Source organism: Gemmiger gallinarum (assembly GCF_014982805.1).
GTDB classification, from domain to species: domain Bacteria; phylum Bacillota; class Clostridia; order Oscillospirales; family Ruminococcaceae; genus Gemmiger; species Gemmiger gallinarum.
The window spans coordinates 716,245-735,275 of sequence record NZ_JADCKC010000001.1; the positions used below are offsets into that span (position 1 = coordinate 716,245).

General features: G+C 60.6%; 21 protein-coding genes. 2 read left to right on the top strand and 19 right to left on the bottom strand.

Annotation, left to right across the window (positions count from 1 at the left end; all coding sequences use genetic code 11):
- Positions 1-128: 128 nt before the first annotated feature.
- From INF35_RS03420 to ylxM, 13 genes are all read right to left on the bottom strand, one after another.
- Entirely contained in the window at positions 129-605 is a 477-nt protein-coding gene (locus INF35_RS03420; protein ID WP_193500120.1) for an FtsB/FtsL family cell division protein, read from the bottom strand.
- 42 nt (positions 606-647) lie between these two features.
- Positions 648-1,571 carry a 16S rRNA (cytosine(1402)-N(4))-methyltransferase RsmH gene (rsmH, locus tag INF35_RS03425; protein WP_193500121.1) on the bottom strand — a complete coding sequence of 308 codons (924 nt, stop codon included), beginning with the start codon at positions 1,569-1,571 and terminating at the stop codon, positions 648-650.
- A gap of 45 nt (positions 1,572-1,616) precedes the next feature.
- Positions 1,617-2,027: a division/cell wall cluster transcriptional repressor MraZ gene (mraZ, locus tag INF35_RS03430; RefSeq protein WP_207728266.1), complete on the bottom strand. Its 411-nt coding sequence runs from the start codon at positions 2,025-2,027 to the stop codon at positions 1,617-1,619.
- 259 nt (positions 2,028-2,286) lie between these two features.
- Entirely contained in the window at positions 2,287-2,760 is a 474-nt protein-coding gene (locus tag INF35_RS03435) for an HrpE/YscL family type III secretion apparatus protein (protein ID WP_193500123.1), read from the bottom strand.
- Entirely contained in the window at positions 2,757-3,374 is a 618-nt protein-coding gene (rsmD, locus tag INF35_RS03440) for a 16S rRNA (guanine(966)-N(2))-methyltransferase RsmD (RefSeq protein ID WP_328740459.1), read from the bottom strand. Before rsmD ends, INF35_RS03435 begins: the two co-directional genes overlap by 4 nt.
- Before the next feature lie 210 nt (positions 3,375-3,584).
- Positions 3,585-5,429, bottom strand: a complete 1,845-nt coding sequence (gene uvrC, locus INF35_RS03445; RefSeq protein WP_193500125.1) for an excinuclease ABC subunit UvrC — start codon at positions 5,427-5,429, stop codon at positions 3,585-3,587.
- A 102-nt stretch (positions 5,430-5,531) separates the two neighbouring features.
- Positions 5,532-5,795 carry an HPr family phosphocarrier protein gene (locus tag INF35_RS03450; protein WP_193500126.1) on the bottom strand — a complete coding sequence of 88 codons (264 nt, stop codon included), beginning with the start codon at positions 5,793-5,795 and terminating at the stop codon, positions 5,532-5,534.
- Positions 5,796-6,041: 246 nt separating this feature from the next.
- A complete protein-coding gene (gene trmD, locus INF35_RS03455) occupies positions 6,042-7,289 on the bottom strand; it encodes a tRNA (guanosine(37)-N1)-methyltransferase TrmD (protein WP_193500127.1) in 1,248 nt (415 codons plus the stop codon).
- Between the two features lie 3 nt (positions 7,290-7,292).
- Positions 7,293-7,823: a ribosome maturation factor RimM gene (gene rimM / locus INF35_RS03460; RefSeq protein WP_193500128.1), complete on the bottom strand. Its 531-nt coding sequence runs from the start codon at positions 7,821-7,823 to the stop codon at positions 7,293-7,295.
- A gap of 82 nt (positions 7,824-7,905) precedes the next feature.
- Complete coding sequence (locus INF35_RS03465) at positions 7,906-8,139, bottom strand: KH domain-containing protein (protein ID WP_193500129.1); 234 nt, start codon at positions 8,137-8,139, stop codon at positions 7,906-7,908.
- 18 nt (positions 8,140-8,157) lie between these two features.
- Positions 8,158-8,397, bottom strand: a complete 240-nt coding sequence (gene rpsP / locus INF35_RS03470; protein WP_193500130.1) for a 30S ribosomal protein S16 — start codon at positions 8,395-8,397, stop codon at positions 8,158-8,160.
- A gap of 108 nt (positions 8,398-8,505) precedes the next feature.
- A complete protein-coding gene (gene ffh, locus INF35_RS03475) occupies positions 8,506-9,840 on the bottom strand; it encodes a signal recognition particle protein (RefSeq protein WP_193500131.1) in 1,335 nt (444 codons plus the stop codon).
- Positions 9,830-10,228: a YlxM family DNA-binding protein gene (ylxM, locus tag INF35_RS03480; protein WP_328740336.1), complete on the bottom strand. Its 399-nt coding sequence runs from the start codon at positions 10,226-10,228 to the stop codon at positions 9,830-9,832. Before ylxM ends, ffh begins: the two co-directional genes overlap by 11 nt.
- Positions 10,229-10,743: 515 nt before the next feature.
- On the opposite strand from ylxM, the gene INF35_RS03485 reads away from it, so the two are divergent.
- The gene (locus INF35_RS03485; RefSeq protein ID WP_193500132.1) at positions 10,744-11,637 is read left to right on the top strand and encodes a PLP-dependent cysteine synthase family protein; all 894 of its coding nucleotides are present in this window, start codon (positions 10,744-10,746) and stop codon (positions 11,635-11,637) included.
- A 69-nt stretch (positions 11,638-11,706) separates the two neighbouring features.
- On the opposite strand, the gene INF35_RS03490 is transcribed toward INF35_RS03485, so the two are convergent.
- The 5 genes from INF35_RS03490 to INF35_RS03510 form a co-directional block, all read right to left on the bottom strand.
- Positions 11,707-12,183, bottom strand: coding sequence for a zinc metalloprotease (locus tag INF35_RS03490; RefSeq protein WP_193500133.1), 477 nt, complete (start codon positions 12,181-12,183; stop codon positions 11,707-11,709).
- Positions 12,176-13,012 carry a M23 family metallopeptidase gene (locus INF35_RS03495; RefSeq protein ID WP_235983089.1) on the bottom strand — a complete coding sequence of 279 codons (837 nt, stop codon included), beginning with the start codon at positions 13,010-13,012 and terminating at the stop codon, positions 12,176-12,178. The genes INF35_RS03490 and INF35_RS03495 overlap by 8 nt, the downstream gene beginning before the upstream one ends.
- A gap of 167 nt (positions 13,013-13,179) precedes the next feature.
- On the bottom strand, positions 13,180-13,560 hold the full coding sequence (locus tag INF35_RS03500; protein ID WP_193500134.1) for an SRPBCC family protein: 381 nt from the start codon (positions 13,558-13,560) through the stop codon (positions 13,180-13,182).
- Positions 13,561-13,633: 73 nt separating this feature from the next.
- On the bottom strand, positions 13,634-15,844 hold the full coding sequence (gene ppk1, locus INF35_RS03505) for a polyphosphate kinase 1 (RefSeq protein ID WP_268885723.1): 2,211 nt from the start codon (positions 15,842-15,844) through the stop codon (positions 13,634-13,636).
- A 17-nt stretch (positions 15,845-15,861) separates the two neighbouring features.
- Positions 15,862-16,251, bottom strand: coding sequence for a ComEA family DNA-binding protein (locus tag INF35_RS03510; protein WP_193500135.1), 390 nt, complete (start codon positions 16,249-16,251; stop codon positions 15,862-15,864).
- Positions 16,252-16,490: 239 nt separating this feature from the next.
- Here INF35_RS03510 and INF35_RS03515 point away from each other — a divergent pair, with 239 nt between their 5' ends.
- On the top strand, positions 16,491-17,690 hold the full coding sequence (locus INF35_RS03515) for a MalY/PatB family protein (protein ID WP_193500136.1): 1,200 nt from the start codon (positions 16,491-16,493) through the stop codon (positions 17,688-17,690).
- 273 nt (positions 17,691-17,963) lie between these two features.
- On the opposite strand, the gene pfkA is transcribed toward INF35_RS03515, so the two are convergent.
- Positions 17,964-18,938: a 6-phosphofructokinase gene (pfkA, locus tag INF35_RS03520; protein ID WP_193500137.1), complete on the bottom strand. Its 975-nt coding sequence runs from the start codon at positions 18,936-18,938 to the stop codon at positions 17,964-17,966.
- Positions 18,939-19,031: the final 93 nt, after the last annotated feature.

A 19,031-nucleotide genomic window follows, 5' to 3' on the forward strand; every position in this document is an offset into this window, starting at 1 on the left:
CTAGGTTCCCTTTGCGATGGTTCGTCGGGTTCTGAATATGCAAAAAGCGCGCCTGCCTGCGTTTGCGAAGCCACGCTTCGCACTCGGCCGCACGCTTTTGCTGGGGCCGGGAACTTCCGGCCGGTGGTTCAGGGGTTGAAGTTGCCGATCAGGCTGAGGGCCGCCGTCTTTATGCCGGTAAGCAGTTTGGACAGATCGGACTGATTGCGCACGATAAGGCTTTCGCCCTCCATGGTGATGTAGGTGATCTGGCTGGCATCCGCCTTGACCAGACCCAGTTTGCCCTCGGCAATTTCCTGGATATTGGTGCTGCTGGTGATGTCGTCCATGCGGCCGGACAGGTAGTCGTAGGTGCTCTGCGCCTGCGTCAGTTCCTGGCGGGCGGACTCGATCTCTCCCGACAGCTCGGTGATGATGGCCTGGCTGTACAGCAGGCTGACCACCAGCCCCAGAATCAATGCAGCGACCAGCACCGAGCGCAGCGCAGCCACCGTCTGGCGAAGCTTGTCCAGACCGCTGCGGCCGCGGACCACCCTCACGCGGGGTGCCCGGTACTGGCCGGAGCTTTTTATTTTCGTGTTCAAATCATAGGCTGCCTGTGTCATGGGCAAACCCTCCCTTCCCTGCCGCCCCCCTCGGGCACGGCGTTACAGCTTTTCCAGCACACGCAGCTTTGCCGAACGGCTACGGCGGTTTTCATTGAGTTCATCCGGATCGGCCTCGATGGGATGACGGGTAATCAGTTTTGCTTTGGCCTTGCCGCCGCACACGCACACCGGAAACTCCGGCGGGCAGGTGCATTTCTGCGCCCAGCGGCGGAACTTATTCTTGACCAGGCGGTCCTCCAGGCTGTGGAAGGTGATCACGCACAGCCTGCCCCCCGGTGCCAGTGCCTCGAAGATACCGTCCAATCCCTCGTTGAGGGCGTCCAGCTCTCCGTTGACCGCGATGCGCACCGCCTGAAAGGTCCGGCGCGCGGGATTCTTGTTCTTGCGGCGCTCGGCGGGCGGCACCGCGGAAGCCACCAGCCCGGCCAGCTCCATCGTGGTCTCGATGGGATGCTCGGCCCGGGCGGTGACGATCTTTCCGGCAATCTGCCAGGCATAGGGCTCCTCGCCGTAATCCCGCAGAATGCGGCAGAGTTCTTCACGATCCAGACTGTTGACAAGGTCCGCAGCGGTGGGGCCGCTCTGGCTCATGCGCATGTCCAGCGGCGCGTCGGCGTGATAGGAAAAGCCCCGGGCCGCGTCGTCCAGCTGGTGGCTGGAAACGCCCAGGTCCAGAAGCGCCCCCTGGATGGAGTCGATGCCCAGTTCCCGCAGTACCCGCGGTGCCTCGCGAAAGTTGGCCCTGACCACAAGGGCGGGTAAGCCCTTAAGCCTTTCGGTGGCGGTTGCCACCGCATCCGGGTCCTGATCGAGCGCGATCAGCCGCCCTGTGGTCAGGCGCTTGGCAATTTCGCACGAGTGGCCGGCGCCGCCGGCTGTGCCGTCCAGATAGGTCCCGGCCGGGTCAATGGCCAGTCCTTCCAGACACTCGTGAAGCAATACGGGAACGTGGTGAAATTCCATCCTTGGTTACATCCTTTCGGCAGCAATGGTCCGGCAAAGGCCGGATCAGAAATCCAGGTCCTCCATGGCCGCGGTAAAGTCGTCATCCGCCCCCTCCTGGGTTTGGTTCCATGCGGCGGTGTTCCAGATTTCTGCAAACTCCCGGTTGCCGATGATGGTAACGTCATGGTCCAGACCGGCGTAGGCACGCAGCTTGGCAGGCAGCTGGATACGCCCCTGCTTGTCGGGCGTAACCTCCACCGCCGAGCTGTACAGCATACGGGTGACCTTGCGGCCCTTGACCAGGCCTTTTTCCTCGATCTTGTCGGCGACTTTTTCAAACTGTTCGGCAGGAAAAGCCGCCAGGCAATGGTCGAGCCAGCAGGTCACGATAAACGTCTGACCCATCTCCTCGCGGAACTTTGCGGGGAAGTTCAGCCGGCCCTTGGCATCGACCGCATAGTCATACTGACCCATGAGCACGGCGCTTTCCCCCTTTCGACAATTTTTCACGTACGATTGTCTGTCTTGTGTTGAAAACCCGGTTGAAAGTGTTAATAACTCTCCACTTTTAACCCCGGTCAACCACTTTTACCCACAATCGCAGTTCTATAATACCAAATCCCCCTGTAAAAAACAAGCCCGCAGCGGTCGAAAACCGCTGCGGGTCATAAAATTTTCATATTTGAAACAGTCGTAAAACCGGGTGGGGAGACTGCTTTTTCACCGTCTCCGCTTACTTGCTGCCGCGCATGCTCTTGGCGGTGGCGTTGCGCAGATTCATGCGGGTGTTCTTGATGTCCGCAATGCTGCGGGCCAGCGTCTCCTCCGAGTTTTTCAGGATAGTTTCGCAGTATGTAGTGGCACTCTTGCTGATCTCCCGGGCATGGGTCTGGGTGGTGGTGAGAATTTCCACCGCGCGCTTCTGGGCACGCTTGACGATCTCCTGATCCGACACCAACGCCTTGGCGCGCTCCTCGGCCTGCTTGATGATGTTGTCGGCTTCCTGGCGGGCCTCCTGAATAATGCGCTCCCGATCATCCACGATCTTTTTGCTCTGGCGCATCTCATCGGGCAGGTTGGCGCGCACATCGTCGATAATATCGCGCATCTTGTCCACGTCGACCACACGCTTGCCGGCGGAGAAAGGCATGGCAGTGCCCTCCTCGAGAGTCTCTTCCATCAAATCGAGCAATTCATCAACATTCATGCCTGTACCTCTTTCTGGTAACGAGTGACAAGGATCTTGCCGTAGGTGTACTGTTTGACCTTGGTCAGTCCGCCCACTGTCTCCGGCAGGCGGGCGTCCCGCTCGCTCTCACAGATGACCACGCCGCCGGGCGCCACGTTGGGTTCCAGCAGGGGCAGCACTTTGGACAGTGTATCATGGGCAAAGGGCGGATCCAGCAAAACCAGGTCGAAAGGTTCCCGTACGGACGCCAAAAAAGTAAACGCATCGGTGTTGTGCAGGCGGCTTTTGGGCGCAACGCCCGCCGCCCGGCAGTTGGCCTGCACCACGGCGAAAGCCTCCCGGGAGGCATCCACAAAGTCGCAGCGGGCCGCCCCGCGGGAGAGAGCCTCAATGCCCAGCTGTCCGCTGCCGGCGAACAGGTCCAGGACCCGCGCCCCCGGCACCAGAAACTGCACGCTGGAGAACATGGCTTCCTTGACCCGGTCGATGGTAGGACGGGTGACATCCTGCCCCGGCAGTGCCTTGAGGACCTTGCCGCGCGCCGTACCCGCAATGACACGCATACCGCGCGCCTCCCTTCTGCGTACTTTTTCGGTGCTACCATTATGCGTGTTTTTGACTTCCTTGTCAATAGCCGATCTCCCCTTGCACAGGAGGCCTGTGTGAAAAAACGCCCGCACCAGGCATCCCGCAAAACAACGGAATACCGTTTTTTGTCAGTTTACAAAGCGGCAGTTGGGCCAACCGGACCGCTGCCATCCCAGCCGCCGCCCACCAATTGTACCGTGGATTTTTTGTTTTTGAAAGTTTTTCAGTCCTGCCCCGCCGGAACAGAATGCTCTTTATGCGCGCAGAGCGTTGTAAATCTGCTCTGCCTTTTTGTGGCTGATGCCCGGCACCTGTTCCAGGTCGGAGATGGAGGCCGCACGCACGTTGGCCACCGTCTTGAAGTGCTTGAGCAGCGCCGCCGAGGTCTTTTCCCCCACCCCGGGCAGAGAGGTCAGAGTTGCCGCATAGGACCGCTTGTTCATAAGGCGTTTGCGGTAGTCGTTGGCATAGCGGTGGACCTCATCCTGGATGGAGGTGACAAAGGTGAAGATGCCCCGGTTGCGGTTGATGGCAATCTCCGAGCCGGTGTCGTCCACAATGGCGCGGGTGCGGTGGTGGTCGTCCTTGACCATGCCGAAGAGAGGCACCCCCGCCAGCTGGGTACCCTTCAGGGCCGCCCGCACCGCCGACACCTGTCCCCTGCCGCCGTCCAGCAGGATCAGGTCGGGCAGCACCGAGAACTGATTGGTGGGGGCGTCGGGCTTTTCTCCCCGCTTGGCGGCAGCATATTCCTCCGCCCGGCGGGAGAGGGCCTCTGCCATGGAGGCATAGTCGTCGGTACCCGCCACCGTTTTCATGCGGAACCGCCGGTAGCCCGCCCGCAAAGGCTTGCCGTCCCGGAAGACGATCATGCCGCAGACGCTGGAGCCATCGCCCCAGTTGGAGATATCGTAGCTCTCGATGACCCGGGGCGGCGTCTTGAGGCCCAGCATCTGGGCTGCTTCCTCCAGCAGCTTTTCCTCCCGGGTGTAGCGGCCGCTCTCCCGGGCCAGGCGCTCCACCGCGTTGGTGTAGGCCATGGTGACCAGCTTGGCCACGTCCCCCCGCTGGGGCACATACAGGTTGACGGTACTTCCCCGCACCTTGGCCAGAGCTTCGGCCAGGGCTTCGTGGTCCTCGGGGAGGGCATCCACCGCGATGGTTTTGGGCACGTTCTCCCCGTCCAGGTAGTACTGGGGCAGAAATTCCTCCCGCAGGGCTGCAATGTCGGAGGTGTCGTGGAAGAGAAACTCCCGCTTATCGGTGAGGCGACCGTCCCGGTAGCGCAGAATGGCCGCACAGACCGCGTGGGTGGTGCCTGCAAAGGCCAGCACGTCCATTTCGGCGTCGTTTTCCATGACCACCTTCTGCCCTGCCGAGACCCGCTCAATGGCGGCGATCTGATCCCTCAGCAGAGCTGCCGCCTCAAAGTCCAGCCGCTCGGAGGCGGCCTCCATCTTTTCCCGCAGCTGCCTGACAATGTCCCGCTTGCCGTACCGGATCATGCGGATGGCATCGCGGACGGCCTCGTTGTAGTCGGCACAGCTGATCTTGCCGCTGCACACCGCCATGCACTTGCCGATGTGGGCGTTGAGGCAGGGCCGTCCCTTACCGATGTCCCGGGGGAATTCCTTGTTGCACCGGGGCAAAAGGAAGCAGTCCTGGGCCGTCTCCACGATCTCCCGCACGGCAAAGGCGGAGGTAAAGGGGCCGATATACTCGGCATCGTCGTCCTCCTTCTGCAGCACGGCGGAAATGCGGGGCCAGTCCCCTTTCGTCACCTTGACATAGCTGTAGCCCTTGTCGTCCTTGAGCAGGATGTTGTATTTCGGGGTGTGGGCCTTGATCTGGCTGGCCTCCAGCACCAGGGCCTCAAACTCCGACTGGCAGACAATGACATCGAAGTTGAAGGCATGGGCGATCATCTGGGTGACCTTGGCGTCGTGAGGCACTCCCTCCCGGAAATACTGGGAGACCCGGGTCTTGAGGCGCTTGGCCTTGCCGATATAGATGATGGTGTCCGATTTGTCCCGGATGATATAGACCCCCGGCAGCAGGGGCAGCATACAGGCCTTGCGGTAGAGTTCAGCTTTGGTCATGGGAAACGGCGCTCCTTGCCGCCGGATGGGGATACACCCAAAAAACGGCGAGTGGTTACCCACCCGCCGCAAATGATTTAAAGAGAAACTATAGCGCTGTGATTACTCGGAGAAACCGGAATCGACCAGCTTGACCAGGCCGTCAACAGCAGCCTGCTCGTCGGTGCCGTCCGCGATGATGCGGATGGTGGTGCCGCCCACAATGCCCAGGCTCAGAACGCCCAGGAGGCTCTTTGCGTTGACACGGCGCTCCTCTTTCTCGACCCAGATGGAAGATTTGTACTCGTTCGCCTTCTGGATGAAGAAGGTAGCCGGACGGGCGTGCAAACCAACCTGATTCTCAACGGTAACTTCTTTCACATACATAGTTATTCTCTCCTATTTCGAAAAGATATATGCCCATGCATTCACCGCGGGGCTCCCTCAGGCGGCTTTGCACTGGATTTCCGCCCTGAATTGATTATATTTTAACCTATTTTATGCCTTTTGTACAGTAGATTTTGTCAAATTTAGCAGGATTCCGCATTCCCGCCAAACTCGCGCCGCGTTCTTTGTGCAGGTTTACCAGTTTATTTTCAACAATGTTGTTCAGGAATACCGAAAAACCAGCGTTCAGTCGCCCGTTTTGCAGTTTTCGGGCGCTGTGTGGAACATTTTCACTTCCGGAATGTTCCCGGAAAAAGTCTTGCCGTTTTTCTGTAAAACATTCGTAAAGTCGCTTCCTTCCCGGTATCCCATCCGCAGATACAGAGCAATGGCGGCGCGGTTGTTGGCCAGCACCGTCACAAAGGGATGGGCGTGCTCCGGCATCTTTTTGCGGGCAAACTCCAGCAGTTTGGCCCCAATGCCCTTTTCCTGAGCGGCAGGAGCCACATACAGGCGGCCGATCTCCCCGGTCTTGTGGCAGACGCCCACAATGCCGTCCGGTTTGCCCGCCGTGCTGTGCAGGTAAAAAGCCCAGCCTGCCGCCCGGTCGGCGTCCAGACGCTGCCTCATGGCCTGGGGCGTATGCTTCGCCACAAAGTCCGGGGTACAGATTCCCTCATGGGACTGCTGCCAGCTTTCGCTGTAAATGCGGGCGGCAGCCTTCAGCTGGTCCTCGGTGCGGACGAGGGCGGCACGCTCGCTGCGCTTCCAGCTGGGCGGGGTCAGGGGATGGGTACGGCACCAGCGGTCGTAGAGGTCGGGGCGGCGGGCACGGGTGCGGGCACGGCTCTGCTTGCCCCGCCAGGCGTCGATCTTGTCATGGTCGCCGGTGAGCAGCACCGGGGGCACGGCACGGCCCTCCCACACCTCGGGGCGGGTATACTGGGGGTACTCGATGAGGCCGTCCCAGTAGCTCTCCTCCTGGTAGCCCTTTTCCTCGGCCAGCACGCCGGGCTGCAGCCGCAGCACGCTGTCCGCCACCACCAGGCTGGCCAGCTCGCCGCCGGTGAGCACATAGTCGCCGATGGAGATTTCCTCATCGCCGAAGGCCTCAATGACCCGCTCATCGATACCCTCATAGTGGCCGCAGACCAGAATCAGACTGTCGTAGGTGGCCAGCCGGCGGGCCGTCTGCTCGTTGTAGGGGGCACCGGCCGCCGTCAGAAAGGCCACATGGGGACGGGGTCTGCCCTGCTCCGCACACTGGGCCTGCACCGCCCGGATACAGTCGGCGATGGGCTGGGCATACAATACCATACCGCAGCCGCCGCCGTAGGGATAGTCGTCGGTCTGTTTCTGCTTGTTTTTGGTGTAGTCCCGGATCTGGTGGCAGTGGGCCTCGAACAGTCCCTTGTCGGCGGCCCGCCCCAGAATGCTGGCGTGGAGGAAGCTGTCGCACAGCTCCGGGAAAAGCGTAACAATATCAATGCGCATGGCTCAGTCCTCGTCTCCGTTGATCGGGGTGTCGAACATGCCGGGGATGGGCGTGACCAGCACGCAGCGGGCCTCCACGTTGATTTCCTGCACGAACTCCGGCACCACCGGGATCATGTGTTCCCCGCCGTCGGGGTCGGTGACGGTGTACACATCCTGGGCGGCGGGATGGCTGACCTCCGTCACCTTGCCGTACACCTGGCCGCTGGCGGCGTCCTTCACCTGACAGCCGATGACATCATCGATGAAAAAGCGCCCCTTGGGCAGCTTGGCCTCCCCTTTGCAGAGGTAAAGGGTCCGCCCCACCATGGCGCGGGCGGCGTCCATATCACCGACCCCCTCCAGGCGAACCAGCAGCATATTGCCCTGGGCACGCACCCCCAGCAGCCGACGGGCACCCGAGCCATCCGCGCCGGTGTACAGTGTCTTGAAGCCGGACAGAAACTTGACCCCGTCACACAGGGGCAGAGCTTTCATCTCGCCGCGGACGCCGTGGGTGGTGACGATCTTGCAGGCGGGCAGATAGTCTTGCATAGCAGTCTCCTTTGGAATTGTCTTGGGAAAAGCATACAAAAAAGGCACCTCGCACAGCGGCAAGGTGCCAGTACGTCTGGGATCAGCCGATCTCCACCACGACTTTTTCGCCCTGGCGGACGGCGGCGGCCCGCATGACGACGCGGATCGCCTTTGCGATGCGGCCCTGTTTGCCGATCACGCGGCCCATATCATCCTCGGCCACAGTGAGGTGATAGACGACGGTACCGTCCTCGCGCACAGGGTCGACCGTGACCTGCACAGCGTCCTTATTCTCCACAAGGCCGCGTGCGACTGCAATCAGCAGCTCCTGCATGGTGCGCCTCCGTTCTTGTTACAGGATCGCGGACTTCTTCAGCAGAACGCGGACAGTATCGGTGGGCTGAGCGCCGTTGGCCAGCCACTGCTTTGCCTTCTCGGCGTCGATGCTGACAACAGAGGGCTCCTTGGTGGGATCGTAGTAGCCGATCTCCTCGATGAAGCGGCCGTCACGAGCATAACGGCTGTCGGCGACAACAACGCGATAGAAGGGAGCTTTCTTGGCGCCCATGCGGCGCAGACGAATCTTAACCATGTTACTTTTCCTCCAAATTTCTGTTTACGGCCCTTTTTGGGGTGCCGGTTCTATCATCACCCTTGGGCCGTAAAGCCGTAAGGGAGATACCTTGGTTGTGTCCGGGGCTCAGCGCATGCCCCGCAGCCCGCTGAAGCGGCGCATAAAGCCTTTGGGATTGCGCTTGGCCTGCTTCATGAGTTTCTGCATCATTTCGTACTGGCGCAGCAGCTTGTTGACCGCCTCGACGGTCTGACCGCTGCCAGCCGCAATGCGGCGCTTGCGCTTGGGATTGATGATGGAAGGCTTGGCCCGCTCCTCCGGGGTCATGGAGTAGATAATCGCCTCAATGTGAGGCAGGGCCTTCTCGTCCAGGGCGTCAGGGTCGATCTGATTGCCCCCCGGCAGCATGGACAGCAGCGCCGAGGCTCCGCCCATCTTTTTGATCTGGGCAAACTGGGCCAGCATGTCGTTGAGGTCAAACTTGTTGGCCATCATCCGCTTGGCGGCTTCCTCGGCTTCCTTGTCGTCCTGCACCGCCTGGGCCTTCTCGATCAGGGAGAGCACATCGCCCATGCCCAGAATGCGTCCCGCCATGCGGGAAGGATAGAAGGGCTCCAGGTCGTCCAGCTTTTCGCCGATGCCCTGGAAGTAGATGGGCTTGCCGGTGACGGCCAGCACCGAGAGGGCCGCGCCGCCGCGGGTATCGCCGTCGGTCTTGGTTAGGATGACGCCGTCAATGCCGATCTTCTCGTTGAAGGTCTTGGCCACGTTGACTGCTTCCTGACCGGCCATGGCGTCCACCACCAGCAGGGTGTCGTCCACCTCCACCGTCTGCTTGATGCGGACCAGCTCGTCCATGAGAGCTTCGTCGATCTGCAGGCGGCCGGCGGTATCGATGATGACGATGTCGTTGCCGTGGTCCTTGGCGTAGGCCATCGCCTTCTGGGCGATGAGTTCGGGGCGTTCGGTGCCCATCTCAAAGACGGGGACCTCCGCCTGTTCGCCCACAATGCGCAGCTGATCGATGGCTGCGGGGCGGTAAATGTCACAGGCCACCAGCAGAGGGCGGCGGCCCAGTTTGCGGTAATATTTGCCGAGCTTGGCGGCGTGGGTCGTCTTGCCGTTGCCCTGCAGGCCGCACATCATCAGGACGGTCTGTCCCTTGTTCTTGATGTGGAGCTGGGTGGGTTCGTCGCCGCCCATCAGGCGGGTCAGTTCCTCATTGACGATCTTGACGACCTGCTGGGCGGGGGTCAGGCTTTCCATGACCTCCTGGCCCATGGCACGCTCGGATACCTGATTGCAGAAGTCCTTGGCCACCTTGTAGTTGACATCGGCCTCCAGCAGTGCCATGCGGACCTCCCGCATGGCGGCCTTGATGTCCGCCTCGCTCAGACGGCCCTTGCCGCGCAGCTTCTTGAATACGCCGGACAGGCGTTCTGTCAATGATTCAAATGCCATTGGGCGCTTCCTCCTGCGTACCGAGCCGTTCCAGTATGGTCAGCATCTCGTCGGTGTCCTGCTTGATGCGCGGCACCGGTGTGTACAGTCCCGAATTGCAGCAGCGGATCTCCCTGGCCAGCTGTTCCAGCCGTTCCAGGTCGGCCAGCATGGCCTGATGCCGCCGGGCATTGCCCAGTTTGTCCTCCATCTCCCGCAGGGTGGCTTCCCCGTGCTTGATGGCATCCCGGACACCCTGGCGGGAAATGCCGAAGTTCTCGGCAATCTCGGAGAGGGAGAGGTCCTCGTCGTAATATTCGGTGAGAATGCTGCGCTGACGCTCGGTAAGCACCGAACCGTAATGGTCCAGCAGGATGGAGAACTCCAGATCCTTCATTGTCTGTGCCAAGGTGGTGCCTCCTGTAGGTTCAGCGAACGGTGGTCTGTGTAAAGTTCGTTTCTTTACAGGTAGTGATTATAACAGAGCCGGAGGCGGGTGTCAAGCAGTTTGGCTTGCCAAACCCTCATTATTTTTTGCCATTCCAGCTCCTCCATCCGGTCTGCCGGGAATGCTAACCGCCGGATTTTAGGGGAATGGACCCGGTTTTCCACCGGAAATGGGCAGATATGGGAATCTTGTGTCCTTTGGCCCAGGATAAAACCGGACAAAACTTCTGCGCTGCGAGCTGCAGGAAAAGACCCGGCTTTCCTCCCCTCCCGCCATTTTTTCAAAAAAGGCAGTCGAATTTTGCGCACAGCGGGCGAAGATATGCTATAATAAGGAGGTATCTTTATAAAATCGGGACAATTTGAGGGGAGATTCCCCCTTTGGGATATGAGCCTGCGGCGGGGTGCCTGCGGAACAGCACTCCGGTATTTTCAGCGGCGGGCAGATTTTTTTCGTGTGAAAGGACGGTTTGTGCTGTGGGAATCCTGCAAAGCTACTATCAGGACGTGTACAAGTGCCCTGTCGTGGAGCTGTCGGGCTTTTCGGGGCGGCACGGGCTTCAGGCCAGCATAGCGGCTTATCTGGATTTCGGCGGAGCCACCGGCACCTGCAAGGACGGCGTGGCCGAGACCATGCTTGCCCTGGCCACCGAGCGCGGCACCCTCAAGCAGGGCATGCCGGTGGTGGAGGCCAGCTCGGGCAGTTTCGGCGCGGCGCTGGCCGTGTCCTGTGCCACCACCGGGCACCCCTGCATTCTGGTGGTGCCCAGTACGCTGCCCATCTCCCGCCGGCAGCACCTGCAGAGTCTGGGCGCCCGCATCGTGGTGTGCAGCAGCGGAGGCCGCAAGGCCCTGGACCGGGTGGCTGCCGACACCGCCGCCCGCTACAACGGTTACTTCACCAACTACTTTTCCAACGACGACAACCCTGAGTACCACCGCCGGGTCACGGGGCCGCAGATCCTCAAGGCGGCAGGCGACAGCATCGATGCGGTGGTCATCGGCGTGGGCAGCGGCGGCACCATCACCGGTGTGGCCGAGTACCTGAAAGCCTGGAACAGCATGATCCGCATTGTGGCGGTGGAGCCCAGCGAGTGCGCAGCCATCAGCGGCGGACTGCCGGGACACCACGGCATTGCAGGCATTGGCCCCGGCTTTGTGCCGGAAAACTACAACCCCTATGTAGTGGACACGGTGCTGACCGTTTCCACTGCCGACGCCGAGCGCGCCGCCCGGGAAGTGCTCTTCTTTGACGGCGTGCCTGCCTGCACCAGCGCCGGGGCTACTCTGGCAGCCGCCGTCCAGCTGATGAATGCGGGCAAGTCCCGCCGGCCCCTCTGCGTTTTTGCAGGGCGCCGTACTTACGAATGATCCTGCCCGCCGGGCAGACAAAAAGGATCCCGCAGCCGGAATTTTTTCCGTTGCGGGGTCCTTTCCTATTTATATATAAGGATATGTTGAATGGCAGCGCAGCCGGTACTGCACAAGCTGCCGCAAACAGCCCGCTATACGCCAGCCGTCCAGCCCCGGCACCGGAAGCAGATTGAAGCCTCCCACCAGCAGGTTGGCACAGGCAAACCACAGCCCGAAATAGCTGTATCCTGCCGTACCGTCCATCCAGGCAAGCATTGCCCCGGCAAACAGCAGATTGACGGCCGGGCCCGCTGCCGCCAGCAGCAGCTCCCTCCCCGGCGAAAGCAGCACCCCGCGCATGGAAAGGCAAAGTCCCGCCAGGGAGGCTTCCAGAGCGGGCAGCCGGTGCTCCAAAGTAATGAACACCATGATATGGCCGCACTCATGAAGCAGCGCGCACAAAATGCCCAGCCGGAACACTCCGGTGGAATCTACGGCCAGCAGCAGGGTATAGAAAAACAGCAGCGCACAGGGAGATTTCACCCGCAGGTTCAGTTCAGGCAAGACCCAGCGCCTGGGTGGGGTCGTAGCGGATGCCCGCGTGCAGCAGCTCAAAGTGGAGGTGGGGCCCGGTGACATTGCCCGTCTGCCCCACCGTGCCGATCTGCTGACCCTGCCGGACCTGCTGACCCGGCCGCACAAAGACATACTGCATATGTGCATAGAGCGTCTCATCCCCTGCCTCATGGAGAATGCGGACATAGTTGCCGTAGCTGCTGCCCAGCGCAGCCGCCCGCACGGTACCGTCGGCAGCGGCATAGACCGGGGTGCCCTCGGCGGCGGCCAGATCCTTGCCGGTGTGAAAGTCCTCACTGCCGTCGGCTGCCACCGGGTCCTGCCGCCAGCCGTACCCCGAGGTACAGCTGAATCCTTCCGGCAGCGGAAGGGCCAGGTCAAAGGCGGGCAGGTAGCTTTCCAGAGAGCTGCCCGCCGGGGCCTCCTCCGGGGCGTTGCGGCCATGGACGGTGCGGGCGGTCTCCCGGGTGGATGCTTCCCTGGTGAGGGTGGCAGCCACTTGCTGGGCAGCTTCTTCCAGGGCGTCGGCACCGGTCTGGATGAAGCGCACCAGCTCCCGCTCCTCCCCGAAAGCATCCAGCCCCTGCTCCTGCATGGCCCGGTCAAAGACTGTTCGCAGCTGGGCATACACCGGCAAATCCAGCGCTCTGGCCGCGTACACCCCCGCCAGAATCGCTGCACACAACAGAATCTGCGCCCAGAGGATCAGGTTATCCCCTGTTCTGCCGTCCTCCCGGCGGGCTTTGGGGCGAGGTGTCAGGTTCTCGGCCTCCTGCGTCGTCTCCGGCATGGGTTTGGGTGTCGCGTCCTCCCACATTTGGGCTGCCTCCCTTTCGTTTCGGCACAGCGTGCGGTTTGGTTCACATCCGATATCTATGCACAGCCGCCCGATTCCATACCCGCCCCGGCCGACACGCGCAAAAAAACGGTGCACGCCTCAGGGTGTGCACCGTTTTTATTGTATGAAAGTGTATGCCGGGAAACTCAGGCGCCCAATACCTGCGCCAGCATGTCCAGGCGCTGCTCCAGCAGTTTCTGAGGCTTGGTAAAGAGGCCGAGGCCCTGGGCTTCAAAAGTGCATTCCACGCTGGTGCAGTCACCGCCGCCCAGCAGGATGACGGTAAAGCTGCCTTTGACCTTGCCGTGGACAAAGGACCCTGTCATGCGGCGGGGCTTTTCCTTGCTGCTGAAGGTGATCTCGGTGCGGCTGCCGTCGGGGGCAAGCTCCACCACCTGCATGCCGTCGTCGCTGATCTCGGCAGAGGCCACATCCTTGCGCCAGTGGTTCAGCGCCGGATTGGACAGATACAGCCAGATCCGGCTGGGATCGCAGGAGAAGGTGCGGGTGAGTACACAGCTTTTCATTCTTTGCATCTCCTTCGCCGTTTCCCTCCCGAGAGAAGAAAAGGGCGGTTTATTTTCCAGTTACCAGTGGTTCTTATTTTTTGCTCCGACCGAACAGAGCGCCGAAAATACCGCGGAAACGGGCGGAGGACGCCGGTTCCTCCTTTTTGGACACGGCGTTTTCCCGGGCGGGCGAAGCCGCGGCGGCGGCAGGCTTGCGGACAGGCGCCGCAGGCTTTGCAGGGCTGTCCCAGCCGTGCTGGAAGTAGCCGTACATGGCCATCTGGCTGTCTACCGGCGGCTTGCCTTCCTCCGGTTTGACCTTGACATAACTGCCGTCGGGCAGCATGACCCGGGCGTTGACGGTATCCCGCAGCTGCAGGTCAAGAATGCCGTACAGCTGTTTGGCAATGGCCGGATCGTCGATGCGGACGCCAACCTCCACCCGGCGTTCGGTGTTGCGGGTCAGGAAGTCGCCGGAGGCAATATAGATGTGCATGCTCTCCCCCTGGCCGAAGCAGTAAATGCGGGAGTGCTCCAGATACCGGCCCACCAGGCTGCGGATGTGAACGTTCTCGGTCTTGCCGGGCACCCCTGCACGCACACAGCAGATGCCGCGGACGATCATGTCCACCCGCACACCTGCGCAGCTGGCCTCACTGATCTTGGCAATGATCTCAGGGTCGTTGATGGAGTTGTTTTTGAGGATCATGGAGGCAGGCAGACCATGCTTGGCCCGGGCGATCTGGCGGTCCATCTCATTCATCAGCACCGACTTGAAGCGCAGAGGCGCCACCAGCATGGTGTCGGCCTCACTGGTCAGCCGCTGCAGCGCCATGTTGTTGAACACTGCGCTGGCTTCCTCGCCGATCTCCTGGTTGGCCGTGATGAAGGACAGGTCGGTGTAGAGCTCGCTGGTCTTTTCGTTGTAGTTGCCGGTGCCGATCTGGGTCAGGTAACGGTATTTGCCGTTGACCTTGCTGGTGATCAGCGTCAGCTTGGAATGGACCTTGTAGTCGTCGAAGCCGTAGAACACAGTACAACCGGCATCCTCCAGCTGTTTGGACCAGTCAATGTTGTTCTGCTCGTCAAAGCGGGCGCGCAGCTCCACCATGGCCACCACCTGCTTGCCGTTCTCGGCGGCGGCGATGAGCGCCTGCACGATCTGGGAGTCGTTGGCCATGCGGTAGAGGGTCATCTTGATGGAGACGACATCGGGGTCGGCACCCGCCCGCAGCAGCATGCGGATAAAAGGACGGATGCTCTGATACGGGTAGGCAATGAGCACGTCGTGGTGCTTTGCCTCCTCATACAGATTGTAGGTATTGGGCGCCTGAATGGGTTTGGCCGACGGGTAGAACAGATCCTGTCGGCCGTCGGCGGCCATGCGGGAAGTCAGACGGTACATGCAGCCCAGATCCAGGGGCGATACCTGTGCCAGGCAGCGGTCGGAAGGGACCACCAGCTTTTCCCGCAGGAATTTGACAATATCCTGCGGAGCTTCCGGCCAGAACTGCAGCCGGACGGCCGCCAGCTTGCGGCGCTTTTTCAAAAGCTCGCTCATGACATCGCGGAAGTCGATGTCATGGTCCATCATGCCCTCGTCCACCGTAATGTCGGCGTTGCGGGTCACACGGAAAAGGCAGGATTTCTGCACCGTGCTCTTGCCGAACACCATGGGTGCAAAACGGGCAATCAGCTCCTCCACAAAAGCAAAACGGGTCTTGTCATCTTCCCGTACAAAGAGCACCCGCTCAAACTGGCTGTTGATGGGGATAATCCCGTAATGCACACCGTCATTTTTGCTGACCAGCTGCACGATGTAATAGGTCCCCTTGTTGCGCAGGAAGGGGAACGGATGGCGCTGGTCCACGATCTGCGGGCTGAGCACCGGGAAAATCTCATTCTGGAAATAGCTCTTCCAGGAATGCTCCTCCTTTTTGCTCAGGTTGTTGAAGTCCACCTTGTCGTAGCCGTTCTGGGCCAGCTGATCCAGCAGGTGCAGATAATATTTATCGCACTTGGCCTGCAGTTCCGCCACCCGCGGCATGATGGCCGCCAGCTGCTGGGATGCGGTCATGTGGGTCATGTTGTCCAGCTTGTTGTCCTTGAGCAGCGTCTGGTCATACAGTGAGCCCACACGCACCATGAAGAACTCGTCCAGGTTGCTGCCGAAAATTGCCTCAAACTTGAGGCGCTCCCCCAGCGGCACACCCTTGTCCTTGGCCAACGCCAGAACACGGCTGTTGAAGTCCAGCCAGCTGAGTTCACGGTTGATAAAAATCGAATCCATTGATGAATCCAAAGCGGTTCCCTCCCGTTTTAATCTGAAACGCAGACACGATCGCCCCATTCGTCCACCATACGCTGGGAAATGCCGCTGATTTCCACCAGCTGCTGCACCGTGTCAAAGCCGCCGTGCGCCTCCCGGTATTCCAGAATGGCACGGCCCTTGGCCTCTCCGATGCCGGGCAGAGTCATCAGCTCTTCCAGTGTTGCGGTGTTGATATTGACGGTCTCCCCCTGCCCCGCGGCGGAGGATGTATCCCATTGTGCCGCCTGCCCGGCCGCCTGGCTGAGAGACACAGCTCCCCGCGGCGCATACCCCGGCTGCCATACCGGTGCAATGCCGAACATGGCACCCAACCACAAGACAGCCAGCGCGGCAAGCGTTGCCGGGACCAGTACCCGGGCATCCTTTGCCCACCGCATACGCACCGCCCCCAACGCACTCAGATATTATTTTGATTATACCACGGCCCATCTTTTTTTTCATCCGCCGCGCGAAAATTTTACCATAATTTTATCAAAAACTTTTCTCCCTGCCCGGAACCCCGGTGCCGCTTGCGTTTGTCCCCGCAGTTTGCTACAATCGGAAGTATGTTCACCGCCTGCGGCCCTGATGTTTTCCGCCGCAGCCTGGCGCATTTCAGACAAAGGAAGTGCTTTTTATGCCCTACGATTTCACCACCATGCTGGACCGGGAAGGTCAGGATGCCATCGCCGTGGAAAAGATCCCCATTCCCGGCGCACAGATCGATGCAGGGTTTTCCCGCATCCCCATGTGGGTGGCCGATATGAACTTTGCCACCGTGCCCTCCATCACCCAGGCCATCGTCCACCGGGCACAGCATCCGGCTTTCGGGTACTTCTCCCCCACCGAGGAATACTACAACGCCATCATCCGCTGGCAGGCACAGCGCAACGGCGTACAGGGCCTTGAAAAGGAACACATCGGCTACGAGAACGGCGTCCTGGGCGGCGTGGTTTCGGCCCTGCGGGTGCTGTGTTCCGCCGGGGACAATGTGCTGGTGCACTCCCCCACCTACATCGGCTTTACCCATGCCCTGGAAAACAACGGCTACCACATTGTAACCAGTCCCCTCTATCGGGACCAGGACGGTGTATGGCGCATGGACTATGAGGACATGGAGCGCAAACTGCAGGAGAATCACATTCATGCCGCCATCTTCTGCTCTCCCCACAATCCCTGCGGCCGTGTCTGGACCCGGGAAGAGCTGGAAAAGGCCATGGACATTTACCGCCGCAACGACGTTTTTGTCATCTCGGACGAGATCTGGTCCGACCTGACCCTGCCGGGATACCGGCACATCCCCACCCAGTCGGTGAGTGAGGACGCCCGCAGCCGTACCATTGCAATGTATGCGCCTTCCAAGACCTTTAACCTTGCAGGGCTGGTGGGCAGCTATCACATCGTCTATAACAGGTTCCTCCGCGACCGGATGGACAAGGAGTCCTCCCTCTCCCACTACGATTCCATGAACGTGCTGTGGATGCATGCCCTCATGGGCGCCTACACCCCCGAGGGTGCCTGCTGGCTGGACGAGCTGCGGCAGGTGCTGGGCGAAAACGTCCGCTATGCCTGCGACTACATCGCCGGCCATTTTGACGGCGTGACTCTGGCCCGGCCGGAGGGCACCTACATGCTCTTCCTGGATTGCAGCCGCTGGTGTGCCGAACACGGCAAAACGCTGGACGAGCTGCTGCGCGCCGGTGTGCGGGTGGGCGTCATCTGGCAGGATGGCCGGCCTTTCCACGGGCAATGGGCCATCCGCATGAACCTGGCTGTTCCCACCGCCGTGGTCAGGGAGGCTTTTGACCGGCTGGACAAGTACGTCTTCAACGCCTGATTGCATTTTCATCTGATACAGGGATGCCCCGGCAGAGTGTGCGCACGCTGCCGGGGCATTTTGCGTTTGCGGGAGAGGCACGGCTGTTTCCGCATACCGTCCGGCAGCAGACCGGCTTGCCTCTGTATGCCGCAGGAATGTTTGACCTTCCCGCCCCGGCGGGGCAGACGGATTTCCTGCTGGTCCCTGCCAATTTGTCCCCGCATGCAAAAACACCGCGGAAGGCAGCTGTCCTCCGCGGTGTCTGTAGGATACGATAGGATCTGAATGGAATCAGATGGAGATGGAGTTGGCCACTTCCAGCATATCCATGTCGATTGTCTTGTGCATGGACAGGGCGACGTTGACGTCGTAGTCGACGATCTTGTCACCGGACATGGCAACCACGCGGTTGTAGATGCCCTTATCCAGCAGGTCGATGGCGTGATAGCCCATCAGAGAGGCGTTGACACGGTCGCGGACCGTGGGAGAACCGCCGCGCTGGATATGGCCCAGAACGGTAGCACGGGAATCGACACCGGTGGTGGCCTGAATCTGGTTGGCCAGTTCCTGAGCGCTGATGACGCCCTCGGAGACGATGATGATAAAGTGCTTCTTGCCGGTGACCTGAGTCTGACGCATCCGGGCCAGAATGTCCCGCTCGAAGTCGAAGGGACGCTCAGGCAGCAGGACGGCCAGTGCGCCGGTGGCAATGCCCACGTTGAGGGCGATATAGCCGGCATGATGGCCCATGACCTCGACGACGCTGCAGCGGTCGTGGCTCTGGGTGGTGTCGCGCAGCTTGTCGATGGCCTCCACTGCCGTGTTCATGGCAGTGTCGTAGCCGATGGTGTACTCGCTGCAGGCGATATCGTTATCGATGGTGCCGGGGATGCCGATGCAGGGAATGCCCTGGTTGGCCAGTGCGCGGGCGCCCATGAAGGAACCGTCGCCGCCGATGACCACCAGTGCGTCGATGCCCAGCTCCTTGCAGCGGGCAAGGGCCTTGCTCTGACCGGCCTGGGTCTTGAATTCGAGGCAACGGGCAGTGTACAGGATGGTGCCGCCGCGATGGATGATCTCAGAAACGCTGCGGACGTTCATCTCGTAGCACTCGCCGTTGATGAGGCCGTTGTAACCGCGCTGAATACCCATCATGCGGTAACCTTTGGTAATGCCGGTACGCACAATCGCGCGGACCGCCGCGTTCATGCCGGGAGCGTCACCGCCGCTGGTCAGAACGCCAATCGTTTTAATTTCCTTTGCCATAAGAGTTGCCCCTCCATTTCAGGAAACAATAAATCAAATTTTTCACAACCTCATTATACCACAGCACAGCAAAACAGATTATGGACGATTCTT